Origin of the sequence: Pilimelia columellifera subsp. columellifera (assembly GCF_039532605.1) — a bacterium.
Classification (GTDB): Bacteria; Actinomycetota; Actinomycetes; order Mycobacteriales; family Micromonosporaceae; genus Pilimelia; species Pilimelia columellifera.
Genome location: NZ_BAAARY010000015.1, coordinates 59,169 through 79,741 on the forward strand (window position 1 = coordinate 59,169; position 20,573 = coordinate 79,741).

Genomic DNA, 20,573 nt, shown 5'->3' on the forward strand with positions numbered 1-20,573 from the left:
TCAATGCCCCCGGCCGGGAGCGCCGACAACCGCCGACGTCGTGTCGCGCGCGGCAGCCACCGCGAAAACCGTTCGCTCCAAGGCGTACCCCCTGTCCTCCGCCGCGCCCTTGACCGCGGCGTTGCATACGGCCGCAGCCGACATCGCCGCCGCCAAACCCTCGGCTGACCAGCCACGGGCCTGCCGTTGAGCCCGCTCGACCTTCCACGCCGGCATTCCCAGCGAACTGGCCAGCTGATACGGGCTCGCCCGCCCCGCCGACGCCACCCTGGCCACGGTGCGGACGCCGTCGGCCAGAGCGTCCGCGATCGGCACCGGGTCCACTCCCACCAGCAGCGCCCAGCGCAACGACTCCAGAGCGCCCGGCACGTCTCCGACCATCGTCGCGTCCGCAACAGTAAAGCCAGTGACCTCCGCCCGTCCACAGTAGTAACGGGCGATGGTGTCTACTGTGACCCGGGAGCCGGCGTCGCTGATGAGCTGAGCGCACGCCGAGGCGACTTCACGCAGGTCGTGGCCGATGGCCTCAAGCAGGGCATCGGCAGCCTCCGGCGACACCTGCCCGCCAAGTCGGCGGATCTCGTTGCGGACAAAATCCACCCGGTCGCGAGGGCTTTTGATCTTGGCCGCCGGCACGACAGTGGCGCCGGCCGCGCGCAGGCCGTCCGCCAACGCCTTGCCCTTGGCGCCGCCGGCGTGCGCGACCACCACGCTGATGTCCGGGTCGGGCTGCACAGCGTAGGCCAGCAGCGCTGTGACGAGGTCCTTACGCGCGTCCTGGCCGGAGGTGATGATGACCATGCGACGACCGCCGAACAGCGACGGGCTCAGCGCCTCCGCGAGCTGCCCGCCGGCCAGCGACGCGGCCTCGTGTTCCTGAAGGTCGCCCTCGGGATTGGCAGCCTTCGCCGCTGCGATCGCACGGCCGACGAGAAGTTCCTCATCGCCGAGGATCAGCAGCAACGGAGCGGGGGGTGAGGGGGTCACCGCCTAATGGTCGCACGGTCCCGGTCCGACGGCTGAGACGTCGCCGCCGCGCGGTCGGGGCCCCACCGGGCGCCTGGCCCGCGACAGCGACCGCGATCCGCGAACCGTCGGCGACGACCGCGATGTCGCCCGCCAGGTCGGTTCGGACCACCCGGCCGCCATTGCGACGCAGGTGACCCAGCACGCCGGGGTTCGGATGGCCGTAACGATTGTGCCGACCCACCGACACCAGCGCGACCGACGGTCGGACCGCGTCGAGAAACTCCGCGCTCTGGTAGGCGCTGCCGTGGTGGGCGAGCTTGAGCACATCCGCCGGACGCGCCAGACCCGCGCTCACCAGCTCCTGCTGTTGCTCCTGCTCGGCATCGCCGACGAAGAGGAAGCTGACGCCACCGACGACGGCCCGCACGGCGAGCGAGTTGTTGTTCGGATCCGATCTCGTGGCCCGTAGCGGCGCCGCAGGGCCGAGGACCACCAGTCGGACCTGACCCACCTGGGTGACCCACCCGGCCCGGGCGGCGGCTACCGGGATCCCACCGGCCACCCGGGCCACATGGTGGTATCCGGCAGCGGGGTCCCGCAGCTCGCCGGTGACCACCGCGCCGACCTGACGACCCCGGAGCACCCCCGCGACGCCTCCAATGTGGTCGGCGTGGAAGTGGCTCACCACCAGCAGCGGCACACGGCGGACGCCAAGGCGCCGCAGGCAGCGGTCCACCGCCGCGGGCTCCGGGCCGGCGTCGATAACGACCGCGCTGCCAGGGCCGGCGGCGAGCACGGCGGCGTCGCCCTGCCCAACATCGCAGGCGACCGCCAGCCAACCGGTCGGCGGCCAGCCGCTGGCGAACATCCGCACGGGCGCGGCGCCGATCATGGTGGCGGCCGCCACCGTGGCCGCGACGGTTCGGAAAGCGCGACGTCGTAGTGCCAGGAGCATCAGCACAGTGACGGCAGCCAGCAGCAGACCGCCACCGACACCGCCCGGCCAGGGCAGCTCGGCGAACGGCGCGTCGGCGCCGAACCGGGCGACCGCGACCAGCCAGCGGGCGGGCCACTGGCCCAACCACGCCAGGCCCTCGGCGAGCGCCGGGGACAGCGGCGAGACGACTGCTGCCAGCACGCCGAGAATCGTCACCGGGGCCACGGCTGGTCCGGCGAGCAGGTTGGCCACGACCGCGACCGGACTGACCGTGGCGGACAGGGCGGCGATCACAGGACCGCAGGCGAGCTGCGCCGCGGCTGGGATGGCGATGGCTTCGGCCAGTCCCGCCGGCACGCCGCGGCTCCGCAGTCCGTCCCGCCAGCCCGGGGCGAACAGCAGCAGCCCACCAGTCGCCATGGCGGACAGCGCGAATCCAGGGTCGGCGGCCAGGGCCGGGTCGTAGAGCACCAGCAGGGCTACGGTCGCGGCCAGCGCCGGGACGGCGGCCCGGGGCCGTCCGCCGCCGAGCGCCAGCAGACCGATCGCAGCCATCACCCCGGCCCGGACGACACTCGGCGAAGGCCGGGCAAGGATGATGAAGCCGACCAACGCGATGCCGCCGAGAACAGCCGCCGTCCGCCGGCCGACTCTTGCCCACCGAGCCAACAACACGACGGCCCCGACCACGATCACGATGTTGCCTCCAGAAACAGCGACCAGATGCGTCATTCCGGTGGTGCGGAAGTCGGCGGCGACAGCGGCGTCGAGCCGGCTGGTGTCGCCCACGGTGAGTCCGGGCAGGAGCCCGCCAGGCTCGGCGGGAAGATCGCGGCAGGCGTGTTGGAGACCGTCGCGCAGCGCGCCAGCGGCCCGCTGCAGCCACGGCGGCCGACCGAGCACGGTCGGCGGTTCGGTGGCTGTCAGGCTGAGCGCGGTGACGTTGACGCCACGGGGCGGGCCGGCCCGGGCGACGACCCGGACGCGCTGGCCGGGCAAGAGGCGGGCCCAGCCTGGGCCGGTGGCGAGAACGACAACCTTCGCAGTAGCGACGATTCGCCGGCCGCCGGTCGTCAGCACGATCGTCTCGGCCGGGACCAGCCACCGGGCCGGCCCGCCGCCGCTGACGCCCAGCGGGCGAGGATCGTCGCGGACCACGACCTCCGCCTCGACGACGGCCCGCTCGCGGGCGAGGTCGCTGACCGGGGCAGCGTCACGAACGGCCAGCGCGAACAGCGCAGAGCCCGCGCCGGCGAGCGCGCCGATCAACGCCACGGTGGCGACCCTGGCCGGCGCCCTCATGGCCGGGGTGAACGGCGTGGTGACGGCGCGACCCAGGCTGGCGGCACCCGCGGGGTGAGCGACCGCCACGATCACGAGCCAGCCGACGCCGAGCGCACCGAGCCCCACGGCGGCGCCCCGGGCGGGGAGCGCCAGCGCGGCCAGGGCGGCCAGCCACACGCCGACCGCGAAGGCGGCGAGCCGCAGGTCGGATCGCCGAGGTTGGGCGACATCCGGCGGCGACTGGCTCGGGCTCATACCGTGACCAGCGCTTTGAGGCGTTCGAACCGGGTGGCCCCGATACCGTCGACCCGGCGCAGATCCGCGACCGAACGGAACGCGCCGTGCCGTTGTCGATGCTCGACGATGCGCTGGGCGAGCACCGGTCCCACACCCGGCAGAGCCTCGAGCTGGGCAGCCGTCGCGGAGTTGAGATTCACGGCGCCGCCTGCCGCCGGTGCGGACTCCCCGGCGCCCGGGGCGCCTGGGCCGGCGGGTTCGGCTGGCGGAGGAGCGCTGATCCCGACCACGATCAGCTCCCCGTCCACGAGTTTCCGGGCGAGGTTGAGGTAGGTGACCGGCGCCCCGGGCGCGATGCCGCCCGCGGCCTTGACCGCGTCAGCCACCCGGGCGCCGGCGGGGAGCCGGATGAGACCGGGACGGTTCACCTTTCCGGTGACGGCGACGACCACCTCGGCGGCGGCCGGCGCCGTCACCGGCGGGGCGGGGAGATCGCCAGCGGCGGCGGACGGCAGGCCGGCCAGCGCCGGGACGGCGTGCTCGACCTCGGGGCGCGCCCGCCAGGCGAACACAGCGGCCACAAGGACGGCCACGCCGGCGACGACCGCCAGGGCACGTACGCCGCGGCGGCCCGGGTCGAAAGGGTCCAGGCGCAGCAGCCGACCGGCTGGCGAATCGTCGCCAGCCGCGGGGATGGCCGGTGGTGGTCCGGCGTCGGCCGGGCGTGGTCGCTCGGGCGCGCCGAGGGAACCGGGCGACTCCCCGGTCCGCAGGTGGCGCAGCTCATGGACCCCCGGCGCGGGACTCAGGTCAGGGGTGCGGTTTCGGCGGAGGTCTGAACGCGGAGCTGACACCGGCCCGAAGCTAGACGGCGCCGACCGCCGGGGCGACCGGATCGCGTCTCGCCTGTGGACAACGGGACCCTCTGTGGATAACCCATCGCCGCGGCGACACCCGCCGTGGGCGACACCCGACCCGTCGCCGTCGCTGGGGGGTCGGCTCAGCCGGTGACGACCGCCGTCACCTCGAACACCTGGCCCTGGTTGCAGGTGGTGATCATGTCCGGGCGGACCCGCCCGCGGACCGTGACCGCGGCCCCGGTGCGAAGCTTCGCGGCGGCGGCGCCGACGATCACGTAACCGCCCTCGGCGGTCTGGATCAGACGGCAGCCGCTTTCCACGCCAGCGACGATCGTGCCGCTGAGCACCATGTCGCCCGGGCTGGGCTTGACGTCGCCGGGAACGCCGGGCACCGCCGGCTCGGCGCCCGATCCGGAACCGGGTGCGCTGCTCGCGCCGCCGGGAGTGGTGGCGGGCGGCGCCGACGATCCGCCCGGATCAGCGGCCGGTCCGGCGCAGCCGACGAGGCCGAGACCGAGCGCCGCGACGACCAACGCCGCCCTGACGCGGGCCCGGGGAGGCCGACTGGTGGCGCTGGCGACCGGGCGGGTGCTGGATGTCGTAGTCATGACCTGTTGGACGTTACCCGGCGTCGGGGCGTTCCGTGGCGATGATCGCCGGCTCGGCCAGCACCGAGGGCCCGACGTTGTAGGCCGCCAGCCGCCATCCGGCGACCCTGCGCTCCAGCACCGTCCACCGGCAGTTCCCGAGACCGCCGAGGGTGGGAACCAGCTCGTCCGGCCACCCGAGGAGACCGCCGACGCCGTGCTTGGCCGTGCCGCCGTGGGTGACCACGACGACGACGGCGCCGTCGGAGACCAGATCGGCCGCGGCGGCGAACGCCGTGCGGCCGCGGGCCAACAGACGGTCGCGGGGCTCGATCTCGCAGCCGGGATCGGGGTCGCCGGCCACCCAACGGGCGTGCTCGTGCGGGTGCGCGTCGATGACCTCGGGCATGGTGCGCCCCTGCCACCGGCCGAAATGCCGTTCGCGCAGACGCGGGTCGGTCGTGACGGCCAGGCCGGCGCGCTCAGCGAGAGCGTCGGCGGTCTGGCGGGCGCGGGCGAGGTCGCTGCTGACGACGGCGGCAGGCCGCAGCGCCGCCAGCATCGGGGCGGCGGTCGCGGCCTGCCGGAGTCCGAGCGGGTTCAGCGGGATGTCGCTGTGTCCCTGGACGCGGCGCTCACGATTCCAGTCGGTATTGCCGTGCCGCCAGATGACCAGACGGCTCGCGGTCACGCAGCGTCGCCCTCGGCCACGCCGACCGTCTCGGCGGTCCTGGCCGGCTGCGGAGCATCGGCGTCGACGAACGGGACGCGTTCGCAGTCCTTCCAGAGGCTGTCGAGGCTGTAGAACTGACGTTCTTCCTCGTGCTGAACGTGCACGACGATGTCGAGGTAGTCCAGCAGCACCCAGCGTCCAGCGCGTTCGCCCTCGCGCCGGGTGGGCTTGGCCTTCTCGGGGAGGGTGAGCAGCCGCTCTTCGATGGCGTCGACAACGGCCTGGACCTGACGTTCGTTCGGCGCGGAGGCGATGACGAACGCGTCGGTGATGGCGAGCTGGTCACCGACGTCGAGGATCACGATGTCGTGCGCCTTCTTGTCGGCTGCGGCCTGGGCTGCGGCCTGGGCCAACTCGACGGCGCGGGCAGATGCGGGCACCTGGCTCCTCTTCTCGGGGGGTACTGGGTCTAGGGTCTCACACCCGCCGAGACGGGACCGGTCGGGCGCAGTCAGACGTAGAGTCGACGTTTGGCGATGTACTGGACGACGCCGTCCGGAACCAGGTACCAGACCGCCTTGCCGGCGCTGACCCGTTCACGGCAGTCCGTCGACGAGATGGCCATCGCCGGCACCTGCACCAGGCTGACCGAATCAGCCGGCAGATGGGCGTCCGAGAGCTTGAACCCGGGACGGGTGACCCCGATGAGATGCGCCAGCTCGAAAAGCTGGTCGGCCTCCTTCCACGACAGGATCCGGTCGAGAGCGTCAGCGCCGGTGATGAAGAACAGCTCGGTCTTCTCCCCGTAGGCGACCCGCAGGTCACGCAAGGTGTCGACGGTGTACGTCGGACCCGCCCGGTCGACATCCACCCGGCTCACGCTGAAACGGGGATTCGACGCGGTGGCGATGACGGTCATGAGATACCGGTCCTCGGCGGGACTCACCGTGGCGTCCTTCTGCCAGGGATGCCCGGTCGGGACGAACACCACCTCGTCGAGACCGAACTGGTCGGCGACCTCGCTCGCGGCGACCAGGTGCCCGTGGTGGACGGGATCGAACGTGCCGCCCATGATGCCCACACGTCGACGCAGCCCGGCCGCCTGCCGGTCGTCCTCGCGACTCATTCGCCCATCGTAGGGCGTTGATCACCACCGGCGGCGCTGGCCGCCCACCGCTCGCGGGCCGCCAGGGCCAGTCTCACCTGGTCGTCGGCGTCGATCACCTTGCGCAGGGCCAGCGCCGGCAGCGTCCCGGACGCCAGCAGCGTCGCTGTCGCCTCGCGGGTCGACCGGTCGACGGCCGGCCACGGGAACAGGTCCCGGGCGACGGTCTCGGCGACCCACGGCGTGCGTCGGGCGATCACCTCCGCGAGCTCGGCGAAGTACCTTGGCACATACTCGGCCGTCAGAGCCGCCTGCTCCGGCTGCCAGAAGCCTTCCGCTGTCGCGCTGATGATCCGGTTTGAGGCGCTGTCGTCGGCGGTCACCAGCGCCCAGGCCGCGGCCTTGGACCCGGCTGTCGGGATCGCGGCCCGGCAGCGGGCCGCCCACTGCTCGGCGGCGCCCGTACGCTCCTGCGCCAGCCACCTGTCGACGGTCGCGGGACCGGCGGCGCCCAGCACGGCCAACCGATATCTGATCCGCCAGCACAGGTCGGCGTCCAGAGCGAGTCCGGTCGGCGCGTCGCCGGCGAGCCAGTCCCACAACGGCTGTGGCTGCGTCGCCACCGCCACCGCGACCCGGGCGGCGGTCAACTGGGCTGGGCTGCCGGGCTCGGCGGTGGCGAGCAGTCCCGCGGCCACCGCGCGCAGATCCTCCAGAGCCGCCGACCGGGCCACGCCGCTGACATAGGCGCCGGCGAACCGCATGGCGGTCTCCAGCACGGCGTCCACGATCGTCAGGGAACGCTCCCCCGGCAGGGCCTGTGCCATGAGACTGGTCAGGGCCGACAGCGGGGCCTGCGCGTCGCGCACCCGGTCCATCAACTCCGACCACAGCAACGCGCGGGCCAGCGGATCGCCAACCAGCGGAAGCAGAGACGGCAACGACGCCGCCGAACGGTCGTCCAGCCTGATCTTGGCGAAGGTGAGATCGCCGTCGTTGACCAGCAACAGGTCCGCGGCCGGCGCTCCGACCAGCGCCGCCGCCTCCGTGCGGGCGCCGCTCACCTCCAACTCCACCGCCGGGGACGCGACGCCCCGACCATCCACCAGGTCGTACCGTCCCAACCGGAGCCGGTGCGGACGTAACACCGGGTGGCTGTCCGGGGCGCTCTGCTCGATGACGACCGACCGCCACCGACCGTCCGGCGTGACATCGGTGACCGCCCGGAGCGTGTTGACCTGCGCCGACCGCAACCACGCCTGCGCCCAGGCGGTCAGGTCCCGGCCGCTGGCGCGGCCCAGCGCCGCCAGCAGGTCCGACAGGGTGGCGTTGCCGAAGGCGTTGTCGCTCACATGAGCGCGCAGACCGGCCACGAACGCCTCGTCCCCGATCGCCGCGACCAGCTGACGCAGCGCCGCGGCGCCCTTGTCGTAGGAGATGCCGTCGAAGTTGGTCAACGCGTCCTCGGTGTCATCGACCCGGCCGGGCGCCACCGGGTGGGTCGACGGACGCTGGTCGGCCGCGTAACCCCGACGCTTGCTGTCGATGGCGCACCGGACCCAACCGGCCCGGTACCTGGTCGCCTCGGTGGCCACCCGCACCCCCAGGTACTGGGCGAAGGACTCGTTCAACCACAGGTCGTCCCACCAACGCATGGTCACCAGGTCGCCGAACCACATGTGGGCCATCTCATGCGCCATCACCTCGGCGCGGCGTTCCAGCTCCGTCATGGTCGCCGCTGACTCGTACAAGTACTCGTCGCGGAGGGTGACCAGGCCCGGGTTCTCCATCGCGCCCGCGTTGAACTCGGGGACGAAAGCCTGGTCGTACTGACCGAACGGGTAGCGGTAGTCGAACAGCCCGTGGAACCGGTCCAGGCACCGGCGGGTGATGTCGAACAGCTCGTCGAGGTCGCGGTCCAGCGCCGCCGCCTGCGAGCGCCGGGCGTACAGGGCCATTGGGACGCCGTCGTGCTCGGTCCGGCGCGCCTCGTACGGTCCGGCGATGAGCGTGACCACATAGGTCGACAACGGATGCGTCGGTGTGAACCGCCAGCGCCCGCCCTCGCGGCCAGCCAGGGCGCCGTTGGCAGCGACCGTCCAGTCGTCTGGCGCGGTCACCGTCATCGTCACCGGGGCCTTGAGGTCGGGCTGGTCGAAGCAGGCGAAGATGCGTTGCGCGTTGTCCAGGAACGCCATCGCGTAAAGGTAGACCGCCTCGTCCGCCGGGTCGACGAACCGGTGCAGGCCCTCGGCTGAGCGCGAGTAGCGCATATCGGCCTCGACGACCAGCACGTTCGTCTCGGCCAGCTCAGGCAGCGGAAGGCGGTTGTCCGCCAGCGATGTCGGGTCCAGCTCCGCGCCGTTGAGGGTGGCCCGGCGCAGCACCGCCGGACGCAGCTCGACGAACGTCGACGCGGACCGCTGCGCCCGGAAACGGATCGTGGTCGCCGAGCGGAACCGCTCCGGGCCACCGGTCAGGTCAAGGTCGACCTCGTACGACAGGTCACTGAGCAGACCGGCGCGAACGACGGCCTCCGCTCGGTTCAGGTTCGGCATCCGGTTATCGTGCCCGATGTCGCAGCTACGGCCTACGGTGCGCGCATGCGGATCGTGGACCTTCCCCTCGCCGATCGGCCCCGCGAGCGGCTGCTCGACCGGGGGGCGGAGGCGCTGGCCGACCGGGAGCTGTTGGCGTTGCTGCTCGGCACCGGCGCGCGGGGCGTCGGCGCGCACCAGTTGGGCGAGCTGCTGCTGAACCGTTTCGGCTCGCTGACGGGCTTGTCCAGCGCCCACCCCGCCGAGGTGGCCGGGGTGCCGGGAGTGGGGGTGGCGAAGGCGGCCGCGCTGGCGGCGGCATGGGAGCTGGGTCGGCGGGCCGGGCAGCCGGCCGCCGGCACGACGTTGGCGAACGCCGCCGACATCGCGGCGGTGGCGGCGCCGCTGTTGCGTGGCCGACGACGGGAGCGCCTGGTGCTCCTGACCTGCGACAACAGTCACCGTGTCCTGGCGCGGGAGGTTGCGGCCGAAGGCGCGGCCGGCGAGGTGGCAGCGCCAGTACGGGAGATCATCGTGGCGGTCCTGCGTCGGGACGGGGTCGCGTTCGCGCTGGCTCACAACCACCCCGGCGGGGATGCCACGCCCAGCGACGCGGACATCGCCGCGACCCGATCGGTGGCCGCGGCCGCGGCGGCGGTAGGCCTCCGGTTCCTCGACCATGTCGTCGTCACCGACGAGGGCTGGGGCGTCGTGCCGCTGACCGGCTGATCCGATTCATGGCGGCATGAGCAGCTCCCAGACCGGCGCCGGGTCGGGCAGCCAGTCGGCGATCCGGCGCAGCCGCAGCGCCAGGTCCGCAGCGACGAGCGCGTCGTCGTCGGCCCGATCGGCGGGCAGGTCGACGTTCAGACGTATGCGCAGCCAACGCCGGACCTCCGCCCAGCTGTAGAGGGCGGTCGAGGCGCCCGGGTTGAGCGGCGGCGGGAACCCGCCCGGGCCGAGCGAGCCCAGCGACCACAGCCGCACTGTCTCCCGGGAGCGTTGGGCACGCCCTGCGATTACCGTCAGCGTGACCATGTCGCCGGCGTCGACCCGCCAGACCCGGCAGCCGGCGCGCTCGAGGTGCTGGACAGCGGCGACGACGGCGGCCACCCGAGTGGAGCCTGGCCAATACACGCACACCCGACCGCCAGCCAGCGGGGAGGCCACGACGCGCGCTCCGGCGGGCAAATCGGCCGCGGGCAGGCCGGGCCCAGACGCGCCGGCGCCCTCGACCAGCAGCACGAACTCGTGACGGGGCCCCGTCAGCGAACGGTCGTACCGCCCGATCGGTTCTCTGAGCATCAGCATTCCCACACCATATCGAACAGGTGTGCTAATCCAGGAGTTCCGCGCCACCCGACCGGACCGCTATCGCGAGCTTTTCGAGAAAATCTGCCCTTGATGCACTAGACTTCCTGGTGGCTGTTGGGTACCGTTTCTTCAGTCAAGAGCGAATAACGCAGACGCAGACGCAACAAAGACGCAGACGCGCCGCCCAGACGACGGCGACAGAGGCACCACGCCGGTAGAGCCGTTCAGGTTCGGCCTTGCCGGAGATTCACCAGTAATCCAGAGGAAAGGGAGGGCGTACACCGTTGGATCGCCCGCAGTCAGCTGCTCTCGAGGGCTGAGGCGGACACCGCTGTTTCCATCGAACGAGAGGTGGTCTCCGGTCACGATTAAGCGATCCGCGCGCCTGAGGCCCGACAGACGGGCCAGCTAGGCAGCGACCAACCGACGTTCTGTCGGTCAATGGTGTTTCTGACCCACAAACCCTGGGCCCCGGCGCTACTGCGCCGGGGCCCTCACAGTGGAGGCATACATGGCAGAACCCGACATGCTCGACGACGAGGACTATCCCGCCTACACCATGGGCCGCGCTGCGGAGATCATCGGCTGCTCGCCCGACTTCCTGCGCCGACTGGGCGACGCGAAGCTGATCGAACCGTGCCGCTCCGACGGCGGACACCGCCGCTACTCCCGCTACCAGCTACGCCTCGCCGCCCGGGCCCGTGAGCTGGCTGACGGCGGCACAGACCTCGCAGCGGCCTGTCGCATCATCATCCTGGAAGATCAGCTTGAGGAAGCGCTCCGGCAGAACGGCCAACTCGAGAACCGCTGACTCTCGGTTACGACGCGCCGAGCGCCGAGCGCCGAGTCGACACCAGCCTCCAGCTCAGCCCGCGTGAACGGCTTGGGCACCACTGGTCGCCGTCGTTCATGGGGATGTCGGCGGTGTCCGGTTCGGCGAATAGTTACATATCTTGCTAATTCTGCATCTAGGTAGCGCAGGCCTGCCCGATCAGGCTCCGTCGTCAGCACCTGTGCGAACGTGTCGGCCGATCGGGCGGTTGGCAACCTGATGGCAACGCCGCCGCACCGTCGCCGCACCAACCGCAGGCTTGAGTGAGCAACAACACCCGATCAGCGTCGACAACCGCGCCGAGCAGCCGGAGGATCCCCGTGGCCACAATCCTGGTAGTGGACGACGACGCCGATCACCGACGCCTCTTCGCGTGGGCGCTCATCCGAGCCGGTCACGAGCCACTCGCGGTGAGCGCCGCCGAGGAGGCCATCACCACGATCCACGACGGCGGAATCGACGCGGTGCTGCTGGACGTCCGGCTCCCCGGGCGCTCCGGCATCGACCTGTGCCGCCGGCTCCGGAAGGACCCCACCACGGTCAACCTGCCCATCGTCATCGTCAGCACCCAGGCATACGACACGCACATCCGCGCCGGGCTGGCCGCCGGCGCCGACGACTATGTCGTCAAGCCGTTCCACCGCGGCGATCTCGTCAACCGGCTCGACGCCGCCATCGCCAAGTCTCCGGTCCACTCCGCGCGGGCGGCCAACCTCGCCCTGAGGGCCGCCACCGCCTCGCTGACGCCACGGTCCGAGGAGCCCCAGCTGGCCAGGGAGAGCGCCTGACGCGCACGCAGGGTCGTCATCCCCGCCCCGGCGGTCGATCCGGGGCACAATCGGGCTCTGGTCACGTTCGATCCGGGAGCCTCGTGATGCGCCTGTTACTGATCGGTCCACCCGGCAGCGGCAAGGGCACCCAGGCCATGCGGGTCGCCGCCCACTACGGCATCGAGCACATCTCCAGCGGCGCGCTGCTTCGTGACCATGTCGAACGGGGCACCCCGATCGGCGGGGCCGTCGCCGACCTTATGCGCAGCGGGGATCTCGTCCCGGACGGAATCGTCATGGACGTGCTGCGCCGGCCCGTCGAGTCGGCCGCCAGGCACAGCGGGTACGTGCTGGACGGATTCCCGCGGACCGTCGAGCAGGCCGAGGCGGCGTACCTGGTCGCCAGGCCGCTGGGCGCCTCGGTACGGACCGCCGTGCACCTGGACGTCTCCCGTCCCGAGCTGGTCCGCCGGATGCTGTCGCGGGCGCGACACGAGCACCGCACGGACGATACCCAGGCCGTCGTCGAGCACCGGCTCGACGTGTTCGAGGCGTCAACCCGCCCTCTGCTCGATTACTACGCGCGCCGGGAGACCCTCATCACCGTCGACGGCAACCAACCCGTGGACCACGTCACCGCGACGATCATCGCTGAGCTGGACAAAGCAGCTCAGCGCCCCGACGGGGCCTGAGACAGCGCGGGCGACAGGTCCGGCAGCGCTCTCGCGTGAGCCCCACGTGGCCCCCGCTTTCGCATCGAAACCCGACGGGGCGCGACGTCAGGCTCGACGTACCCGCCTGACCAGCCGACAGCGGATGTTAGGCGGCGACGGCCACGGCGTCGCCGGCCCGCTCACGGCACCAGCGCATCCGGGCGACAGCGGTCTCCGGGTGGTCGCCGTACTCGGCGGCGACGACAGCCGCGCAGCCCTCGACGCCGTGCCGCAGCAGCGTAGCCGAGATCGCGGCGTTGATCGCGGCGGTGTCCGGCTGCTCCGAGGGTTGCAGGTCCGAGGCGAACAGGGATTCGGCCATCAGATCGGTGACGGTGCTGATCATCTCGGTTCCCCCGTGTGTCCGCCGGTCGCTGACAAGAACTACTTCACCCGCGCCGGGTTGTCGACCGAGTGCCACCCCGGTTGCGGGCACGTTGCGCTCGGCCCGGCCGGAGCGGTCACAAAGCGTCGGGGTCGGTAGCGGCGTCGTCCGCGTCGTCGGCGCCCGCCGCCGAGGCGCCCACCGTCGCGACCCCCTCGGCTGCCGCGGCGGGAGCGCCGGGCGTGCTCTGGCCGGCGGCCAGGTCCTCGAACCTGACCCGGCGGGCCTTGCGGGCGGCGAGCCGCTGGGACGCGGAGGCGCGGTTGAGGGACTCCTCAAGCCGGGTGTCCCCGCCGCGGGAGCCGGGAACGTACTCGACGCCGGCATAGACCGACGGCTGCCAATCGAACTCGCGGCCCCCGATCCGGACCGGGCAGCCGGGCACCGCGCCGGCCTTGGCCAGAGCGTCCTCGACGCCGATCCGGGCGAGCCGGTCGGCCAGGTAACCGATCGCCTCGTCGTTGTCGAAGTTCGTCTGGGCCACCCAGCGCCGGGGCTTCTCGCCGTGGACGGTGAACCCGCCGTCGGCATCGGCCTCGATGAGGAACCCGGTGTCGTTGACCGCCTTCGGACGCACGATGGCGCGGGTCGGCTCGGGCGGCGGGTTGGCCGCCCGGTGCGCGACCACGGCCGCGGCCATCGCGTACTTGAGCTCCTGGAGACCCTCACGGGTGGCTGCGCTGATCTCGTAGACCGGCCAGCCCTTCGCCTCGACGTCAGCGCGGACGATCTCGGCGAGGTCGCGCCCGTCCGGAACGTCGATCTTGTTGAGCGCGACGAGCCGGGGGCGGTCGGCCAGCCCGCCGTACTCTGCCAGCTCCGCCTCCAGGGCGTCGATGTCGGCGAGCGGGTCGCGTCCCGGGTCCATCGTCGCCATGTCGATGACGTGGACAAGAACCGCACAGCGCTCGATGTGCCGCAGGAACTCCAGACCCAGGCCCTTGCCGGTGGCGGCGCCCGGGATGAGACCGGGCACATCGGCGACGGTGAAGGTGTGTTCGCCCGCCTGCACGACACCCAGGTTCGGCACCAGGGTGGTGAAGGGGTAGTCGGCGATCTTCGGCTTGGCGGCTGAGATGACCGCGATGAGCGAGGACTTGCCGGCCGACGGGAAACCCACCAGGCCCACGTCGGCGACGCTCTTGAGCTCCAGCACGACGTCGACCTGCTCGCCCGGCTCGCCGAGCTCGGCGAAACCCGGCGCCTTGCGCCGGGAGTTGGCCAGGGCGGCGTTGCCGCGTCCGCCGCGTCCGCCACGGGCGACGTCGAAGGTCGCGCCGATCCCGACGAGGTCGGCCAGCACCTCGCCGTCGGCGCTGTGGACGACGGTGCCGTCGGGGACCTTGAGGATCAGCCCACGACCGTTGGCGCCGTCCCGGTTCGCGCCCGCGCCGCCCTTGCCGTTCTCAGCCTTGACGTGCGGGTGGAAGTGGAAGTCCAGCAACGTGTGCACCGCCGGGTCGACGACGAAGGTGATGTCGCCGCCATGGCCGCCCTTGCCGCCGTCGGGGCCGCCGAGGGGCTTGAACTTCTCCCGGTGGACCGACGCACAGCCGTGCCCGCCGTTGCCGGCTTGTAGGTGCAGGACCACCCGGTCAACGAACGTGGCCATGTGTGTCGTTCCTCGCCTGTAGAAGATGCCGCCGGAGGGCCTGAACGCGCGAACGGCGGGCCGGGGCCGCGAAGCCCCGGACCCGCCGTTGAAGTCGCTGTGTCAGACCCCGACCGGCACGATGCTGACGGTCTTGCGACCGCGCTTGGTGCCGAACAGGACGCTGCCAGTGGCCAGCGCGAACAGCGTGTCGTCCCCGCCACGGCCGACCAGGTCGCCTGGGTGGAACTTGGTGCCACGCTGACGGATCAGGATCTCGCCGGCGTTGACGCGCTGGCCGCCGAAGCGCTTGACGCCGAGCCGCTTGGACTCGGAATCGCGGCCGTTGCGCGAGCTGGACGCTCCCTTTTTGTGTGCCATCGTGAACGCCTACTTCCCGGTGGAAATGCCGGTGACCTTGACCTGGGTCAGCGGCTGACGGTGACCCTGGCGCTTGTGGTAGCCGGTCTTGTTCTTGAACTTGTGGATCCGGATCTTCGGGCCCTTGGTGTGAGCCACGAGCTCGGCGGCGATCGACACCTTGGCCAGCTTGGCGGCGTCGGTCGTCAGCTCGTCGCCGTTGACGACGAGGACCGCCGACAACGAGACAGCGTCACCGGGCTCGCCCGCGAGCTTCTCGACCTCGATCACGTCGCCTTCAGCGACCCGGTACTGCTTGCCGCCGGTTTTGACGATCGCGTACATCAGTCGCGTGCTCCCTGTCGTGAAACTGACACAGCAGTCCCGGCCGGAACCAGCGCTGAACGCTGTGGCGGAATAGCTGCGGGCAGATCGTGGTTCGGCCTCACCGGCGTCGCGCGCCCCGTAACGGCGTCACGCGCACATGGGAAACCGCAGCGCACGACGGTGCGCCGCAGGTAAGAGTACGCCATCGGGGACGGGCGGCAAAAACGGGTCGGTCAATCGCTCCCGCACACCGGCGCGGTGCTCGCCCGGGCCGCGTCGACGCGGGCCGTCATCTCGCCCACCGGCGTCTGGTCCTCGGCCGCCGCGAGCTGCTTGAGGCTGGCGGCGGCGGCGGCGATCGCGGCGCGCAGCGCCGGGTCGGCCGCCTGTCCGCGCAGTTGTTCCAGCTCGCCGCCCCACTCGAACAGCTCCTGGGTGGCGATCTCGCCAACGCTGGCGCTGGTGGCCTCGTCGCCGTCCTCGGCCGCCCTGGCCACCTCAGCCCAGCGCCGGGCGAAGGCGCCCTGTCGCACCCGGTGGGTAGCGTTGACCTGTTGACATACGGCACGGTCGGCGGCTGGCAGTGAGGGGGTCGCCGCAGGCTGCGGTGACGACGCGCCATCGCCGCAGGCCCCGGCCAGGGTGACGAACAGCGCCAGCGTGGCGGCTATCAGACCGCCACGCCAACGACAAGAACGACTATCAGTGATTGCCTCACTTTAAAGGCATAGGTCCGTCGCAGACGCAACTTCGTAGCAACCCATCCGATGCCGCCGCCGCTCTCGAATACCCGTTATCTGAGTGTCAGCGAGATCACACGCAGCGTCGAGCAGGCCAAGGAGGACGACGTGATCATCACAACGACCGAGCTGGCGGCCGAGGCCCTGTTCGCCTCGAACCTCCAGCCTTCGCAACAGCCCGAGGCCGACGATGTACGCGACGCAATCGCTGAGATGATCCTGCGCCACGGCTCCGACGGCTGCGTCGCCGTCGTCGCCGGCGAGTTCGGCGACCACCCCGAAACCGCCGCCCGGCGGATGGCCTGGGCCCGGGGCCAGCTCAGCAACGCCTTCCCCCAGGCGGGCTGATCCCCCAGCCCCGCCCGATGGAAGGCCCGGCGCCGACCACCCGCTGACAGCGGTCCGGGGCCTACTCGAACCGCGACAGGTCGTAGCCCTGCGGGTCGTTGTAGTCGTCCTCGTCGTCGGCCTTCTCAGCTACGACGGGGGCCACAGCCGGACGGGCGATTCCCGAGACGCCGGACACCGGCAGCTGCGCCGCCCTCGCGCCCGGCGCCGCCGGAGATGCCAGCCGCTCGACCGGTGTCACGGCGGCCGAGGTCCCATTGGCCGACGCCGCGCCGACGACGTCAATGGCCGCCTGCGCGACGGACGACTTCGCCGACCTGGCCGCCCGGCCGGGACGCGAAGCGCCCCGACCACGCCGGGCGACAACCGGCTCAGCCACGAACTCCTCGACAATCACCTCGTCGCCGTTCACCTCGTCGGCGATGTCCTCGATCGGCAGGTACACCTCGACGACCTCGTCCGGCTCCGGCTCGTCGAGCGCGATCTCGTCGAAAGGCCGCTCCGCCGACTCGTCAACATGGGACTCCTCGGCCACCGCGCCCCGGCGGCCACGACGGCGACCTGAAGGCTCCGCCTTCGCCGGCGCGGGCGCGGACGCGGACGCGACGACCTTGACCCGCTCGCCGGCCCCCTTGGCGCGCTCCGGGGCCGGCTCCGAGTGGATGATCAGACCGCGGCCCTTGCACTGCTCGCAGTTCTCGCTGAACGCCTCGATGAGGCCGGCGCCGATGCGCTTACGGGTCATCTGCACCAGACCCAGCGAGGTGATCTCGGTGACCTGGTGCTTGGTCCGGTCCCGGCCCAGGCACTCGGTCAACCGGCGCAGCACCAGCTCCCGGTTGCTTTCCAGGACCATGTCGATGAAGTCGATGACGATGATGCCGCCGATGTCGCGCAGCCGCAGCTGACGCACGATCTCCTCGGCCGCTTCAAGGTTGTTGCGGGTGACCGTCTCCTCGAGGTTGCCGCCGGCGCCGGTGTACTTGCCGGTGTTGACGTCGACGACCGTCATCGCCTCGGTGCGGTCGATGACCAGATGCCCGCCCGAGGGCAGGTACACCTTGCGGTCCAGACCCTTGATGATCTGCTCGTCGATGCGCAGCGCGGTGAAGACGTCGACCGCGCCGGTGTGCCGACGCAGTCGCTCCATGAGGTCGGGCGAAACGTGGGACAGGTACGCCTCAACCTCGTCATAGGAGCTGTCGCCCTGGATGACCAGCTCGCGGAAATCCTCGTTGAACAGGTCCCGCACCACCCGGATCACCAGGTCGGGCTCCTCGTACAGCAGGGTGGGGGCGTTGCCGCCGGACACCTTGGCCTGGATGTCCTCCCACTGCGCCTGCAGCCGCTTGACGTCCCGGGCCAGCTCGTCCTCGGACGCTCCCTCGGCGGCCGTGCGCACGATGACGCCGGCGCCGTCGGGCACGAGCTTCTTCAGGGCGTCCCGCAGGCGCTTGCGTTCGGTGTCCGGCAGCTTGCGGCTGATCCCGGACGCGTTGCCGTTGGGCACGTACACCAGGTGCCGGCCGGAGAGGGCGACGTGGCTGGTGAGCCGGGCGCCCTTGTGGCCGATCGGATCCTTGGTGACCTGCACCAGCACTGGGTCGCCGGGCTTGAGGGCCTGCTCGATCGAGCGGGCGCGGCCGGCCAGACCGGTGGCGTCCCAGTTGACCTCGCCGGCGTACAGGACCGCGTTGCGGCCCCGACCGACGTCGACGAAAGCCGCCTCCATGCTCGGCAGCACGTTCTGGACCTTGCCCAGGTACACGTTGCCGGCCATCGTCCCGGCGCTCATCCGGGTCACGTAGTGCTCGACGAGGACGTTGTCCTCCAGCACCGCGATCTGCGTGCGGTCGCCGCGCTCACGGACCACCATCACCCGGTCGACCGCCTCCCGGCGGGCCAGGAACTCAGACTCGGTGAGGATCGGCGGACGGGTCCGCCGCTGGTCACGGCCGTCGCGGCGGCGCTGCCGCTTGGCCTCCAGCCGGGTCGATCCGGTGACGCCCTGCACCTCGTCGGAGACCCGACGCGGCTCGCGGATCCGCACCACGGTCGGCACGCCGTCGTCCTCGGCGGCGTTGTCGTCGGCCGAGCCCTTACGGCGACGACGGCGACGGCGACGGGTGAGCGGCTCGTCCTCGTCCGTCTCCTCGGCCTCCTCGGCGGCGGCGGGCTCGTCGATGGCGTCGACATCGTCGACGCCGCCCTTGCCGCGGCCACGACCGCGACGGCCACGACGGCGACGGCGTGCGCCGGCGTCCTCGTCGTCCTCGTCGAGCTCGGCGACGAGCGGCTCCTCTTCCTCCGCCTCGACCTCGTCCTCGACGACCGGCTCCGGCTCGGCCCTGCGGCCACGGCGCCGGCGACCACGCTCAGTGGCGGGCTCGGTCACCGGCGCCGCCTCGGCGGGCGCGACCGACTGAGTGTCCGGCTCCGTGGCGGCGGTGACCTCGGGCGGCATGAACAGCACGACCGGTGGCAGCGCCTTACGGCGGCGGCGCGACGGCGCTTCGGCCTCCGGCTCGGCGACCGGCGTCTCGGCAGCCGGCGTCTCGGCGGCGGGCTGAGTCGGCGTCGGCGTGGTGGCCGCGACCGACCCGCTTTCGGCCGCGGCGTCGACTGCCGGGCCTTCGGCCACCGGGGCGGCGGCCTTGCGGCGGCGGGTGACGCGACGGGCCGGCTCGGCGGGGAGATCGACGCCGGTGTCGGGGGGGACCTCGCCGCCGACGGGCTGTTCGGCTGCCGGCGCCGCCTCAGCGCCGGGCGTCGGCTCGACCGCAGCGGCCGCCGCGGCCTTGCGCGGGGCGCGTCGGCGCTTGGGAGTGGCCTCGACGGCCGGCGGGTCCGTGGCGGTCCCGGCGTCAGGAGCCTCGCTGGTGGTGGCAGCGGCGTCGGCCACGACGGGCTTGATGGCCCGGCGACGCGTGCGTTTGACGGGTAGCTCAGTCGCCGGTGTTCCGGTCACTTCGCCGTTTTCGGGTTCGTTGTCGAGCATGCTGAAGCTCTCCAGTTCTGGCACTCCCCGGGCGCGTCGAAACGCTGCCACGCAGGGTTACCGCGGGTGTTGACGGCGCCGCGCGCATCACGCTCCAGCTGAGGCCGGAGCCACGATGATCGGCGTCGAAGTCTGCCGAGACCGTTGGCCGAGCTGGCTAACGGTCCCCGATGGGTGTCCCGCGATCCGCCTCCAACGGATCGACGATGTCCCCCTGCGCGGTCAGCGAGCCCTGCGCCAGCCGGGTCACCCGCGGGGGCGCCGGCGGCGTCAGGTCGGCTACCACGCGCAGGCCGGACAGGACGTCATCGGGTCGGACGGCGGGTGTCACCTGCCGCACGACAAGGTCGAGTATCGCACACAGGTGGTCTCCCGCCCCGGAAGGTAGATCACTTCCCACGCGGTCCGGCCCGGCCACTTCGATCAACGCCACGGCCCCGCGGGCGTCAAATGTCCGACGTCCCTGCTTGGTCAGCCGATCGACCAGGATCTCCGGCGCGGCGTGGAACGCCGCGACCGCGGTCCGCGCGTCGTCGTCCGGCACGCCTGGAAGCTCGATCCGCCAACGGGAGGCGTCGATCCGGTCGGGCAGGCCGCCGGGCGCGACCGCGATGACGGCGTCGAGGACGTCGAGTCCGTCGGACAGGGACGCGTCCAAGGCCAGTCGAAGCTGCTCGGGCTCGACCTCGGCCTGTAGGGCCAGCTCCAGGTACTCGGCCTCGCTGGCGACCCCGGTCGGGGCGGCGCTGGCGTACGAGATCTTCGGGTGCGGGTTGAATCCCTGGGAGAAGGCGATCGGGACGCCCGCCCGGCGGATCGCCCGCTCGAAGGCGCGGGCGAAGTCGCGGTGCGAGGTGAAGCGCAGCCGGCCGCGCTTGGCGTAGCGGATCCGGACGCGCTGAACCACCGGGGCCTGGTTGCCCTCCGGCTGCGGTTTCCTGCTGATTGTCGGGCTCCTTCGGCGCGACGACCGGGTGGCCGTCCTCACGTACGACCGGGACATCCT

Annotated in this window: 21 protein-coding genes; 5 read left to right on the plus strand and 16 right to left on the minus strand. The window is 71.9% G+C overall.

The annotated features are described in order from the left end of the window. The 8 genes from holA to pepN all read right to left on the minus strand — a co-directional run bounded on the left by holA (window position 1) and on the right by pepN (window position 9,210). Window positions 1-987, minus strand: a complete 987-nt coding sequence (gene holA, locus ABD287_RS14950) for a DNA polymerase III subunit delta (protein WP_344173478.1) — start codon at window positions 985-987, stop codon at window positions 1-3. Then, window positions 941-3,445, minus strand: coding sequence for a ComEC/Rec2 family competence protein (locus ABD287_RS14955; RefSeq protein ID WP_344173480.1), 2,505 nt, complete (start codon window positions 3,443-3,445; stop codon window positions 941-943). The genes holA and ABD287_RS14955 overlap by 47 nt, the downstream gene beginning before the upstream one ends. Continuing rightward, window positions 3,442-4,209, minus strand: coding sequence for a ComEA family DNA-binding protein (locus tag ABD287_RS14960; protein ID WP_425565636.1), 768 nt, complete (start codon window positions 4,207-4,209; stop codon window positions 3,442-3,444). The genes ABD287_RS14955 and ABD287_RS14960 overlap by 4 nt, the downstream gene beginning before the upstream one ends. Window positions 4,210-4,427: 218 nt before the next feature. After that, window positions 4,428-4,895, minus strand: a complete 468-nt coding sequence (locus ABD287_RS14965; RefSeq protein WP_344173484.1) for a hypothetical protein — start codon at window positions 4,893-4,895, stop codon at window positions 4,428-4,430. Window positions 4,896-4,908: 13 nt separating this feature from the next. Next, on the minus strand, window positions 4,909-5,565 hold the full coding sequence (locus ABD287_RS14970) for a histidine phosphatase family protein (RefSeq protein ID WP_344173486.1): 657 nt from the start codon (window positions 5,563-5,565) through the stop codon (window positions 4,909-4,911). Then, window positions 5,562-5,987, minus strand: coding sequence for a ribosome silencing factor (gene rsfS / locus ABD287_RS14975; protein ID WP_344173488.1), 426 nt, complete (start codon window positions 5,985-5,987; stop codon window positions 5,562-5,564). Before rsfS ends, ABD287_RS14970 begins: the two co-directional genes overlap by 4 nt. Window positions 5,988-6,058: 71 nt before the next feature. Next, entirely contained in the window at window positions 6,059-6,673 is a 615-nt protein-coding gene (nadD, locus tag ABD287_RS14980; protein ID WP_344173490.1) for a nicotinate-nucleotide adenylyltransferase, read from the minus strand. Next, window positions 6,670-9,210, minus strand: coding sequence for an aminopeptidase N (gene pepN, locus ABD287_RS14985; protein ID WP_344173492.1), 2,541 nt, complete (start codon window positions 9,208-9,210; stop codon window positions 6,670-6,672). Before pepN ends, nadD begins: the two co-directional genes overlap by 4 nt. 45 nt (window positions 9,211-9,255) lie before the next feature. Between pepN and radC the strand changes: the two genes are divergently transcribed. Then, window positions 9,256-9,918 (plus strand): RadC family protein, encoded by a 663-nt coding sequence (radC, locus tag ABD287_RS14990; RefSeq protein ID WP_344173494.1) that lies wholly within the window; start codon window positions 9,256-9,258, stop codon window positions 9,916-9,918. Window positions 9,919-9,924: 6 nt separating this feature from the next. Here the strand turns inward: radC and ABD287_RS14995 are convergent, their stop codons facing one another. Beyond that, window positions 9,925-10,500: a hypothetical protein gene (locus tag ABD287_RS14995; RefSeq protein WP_344173496.1), complete on the minus strand. Its 576-nt coding sequence runs from the start codon at window positions 10,498-10,500 to the stop codon at window positions 9,925-9,927. A gap of 514 nt (window positions 10,501-11,014) precedes the next feature. Between ABD287_RS14995 and ABD287_RS15000 the strand changes: the two genes are divergently transcribed. The 3 genes from ABD287_RS15000 to ABD287_RS15010 all read left to right on the plus strand — a co-directional run bounded on the left by ABD287_RS15000 (window position 11,015) and on the right by ABD287_RS15010 (window position 12,797). After that, window positions 11,015-11,314, plus strand: coding sequence for a MerR family transcriptional regulator (locus ABD287_RS15000; RefSeq protein ID WP_344173498.1), 300 nt, complete (start codon window positions 11,015-11,017; stop codon window positions 11,312-11,314). A gap of 341 nt (window positions 11,315-11,655) precedes the next feature. Further along, complete coding sequence (locus tag ABD287_RS15005; RefSeq protein WP_344173500.1) at window positions 11,656-12,123, plus strand: response regulator transcription factor; 468 nt, start codon at window positions 11,656-11,658, stop codon at window positions 12,121-12,123. 86 nt (window positions 12,124-12,209) lie between these two features. Next, entirely contained in the window at window positions 12,210-12,797 is a 588-nt protein-coding gene (locus ABD287_RS15010; protein WP_344173502.1) for an adenylate kinase, read from the plus strand. A gap of 127 nt (window positions 12,798-12,924) precedes the next feature. On the opposite strand, the gene ABD287_RS15015 is transcribed toward ABD287_RS15010, so the two are convergent. The 5 genes from ABD287_RS15015 to ABD287_RS15035 form a co-directional block, all read right to left on the minus strand. Continuing rightward, a complete protein-coding gene (locus ABD287_RS15015) occupies window positions 12,925-13,164 on the minus strand; it encodes a hypothetical protein (protein WP_344173504.1) in 240 nt (79 codons plus the stop codon). Window positions 13,165-13,279: 115 nt separating this feature from the next. Continuing rightward, complete coding sequence (obgE, locus tag ABD287_RS15020) at window positions 13,280-14,815, minus strand: GTPase ObgE (protein ID WP_344173506.1); 1,536 nt, start codon at window positions 14,813-14,815, stop codon at window positions 13,280-13,282. A gap of 102 nt (window positions 14,816-14,917) precedes the next feature. Then, a complete protein-coding gene (rpmA, locus tag ABD287_RS15025) occupies window positions 14,918-15,175 on the minus strand; it encodes a 50S ribosomal protein L27 (RefSeq protein ID WP_344173508.1) in 258 nt (85 codons plus the stop codon). A 9-nt stretch (window positions 15,176-15,184) separates the two neighbouring features. Next, on the minus strand, window positions 15,185-15,499 hold the full coding sequence (gene rplU, locus ABD287_RS15030) for a 50S ribosomal protein L21 (RefSeq protein WP_344173510.1): 315 nt from the start codon (window positions 15,497-15,499) through the stop codon (window positions 15,185-15,187). Window positions 15,500-15,714: 215 nt separating this feature from the next. After that, a complete protein-coding gene (locus ABD287_RS15035) occupies window positions 15,715-16,014 on the minus strand; it encodes a hypothetical protein (RefSeq protein WP_344173512.1) in 300 nt (99 codons plus the stop codon). A gap of 234 nt (window positions 16,015-16,248) precedes the next feature. On the opposite strand from ABD287_RS15035, the gene ABD287_RS15040 reads away from it, so the two are divergent. Next, window positions 16,249-16,569 carry a hypothetical protein gene (locus tag ABD287_RS15040; protein WP_344173514.1) on the plus strand — a complete coding sequence of 107 codons (321 nt, stop codon included), beginning with the start codon at window positions 16,249-16,251 and terminating at the stop codon, window positions 16,567-16,569. A gap of 61 nt (window positions 16,570-16,630) precedes the next feature. Here ABD287_RS15040 and ABD287_RS15045 read toward each other — a convergent pair whose 3' ends face one another. Further along, the gene (locus tag ABD287_RS15045) at window positions 16,631-19,567 is read right to left on the minus strand and encodes an Rne/Rng family ribonuclease (RefSeq protein WP_344173569.1); all 2,937 of its coding nucleotides are present in this window, start codon (window positions 19,565-19,567) and stop codon (window positions 16,631-16,633) included. Between the two features lie 157 nt (window positions 19,568-19,724). Then, window positions 19,725-20,474, minus strand: coding sequence for a TIGR03936 family radical SAM-associated protein (locus ABD287_RS15050; RefSeq protein ID WP_344173516.1), 750 nt, complete (start codon window positions 20,472-20,474; stop codon window positions 19,725-19,727). Between the last annotated feature and the right edge of the window lie 99 nt (window positions 20,475-20,573).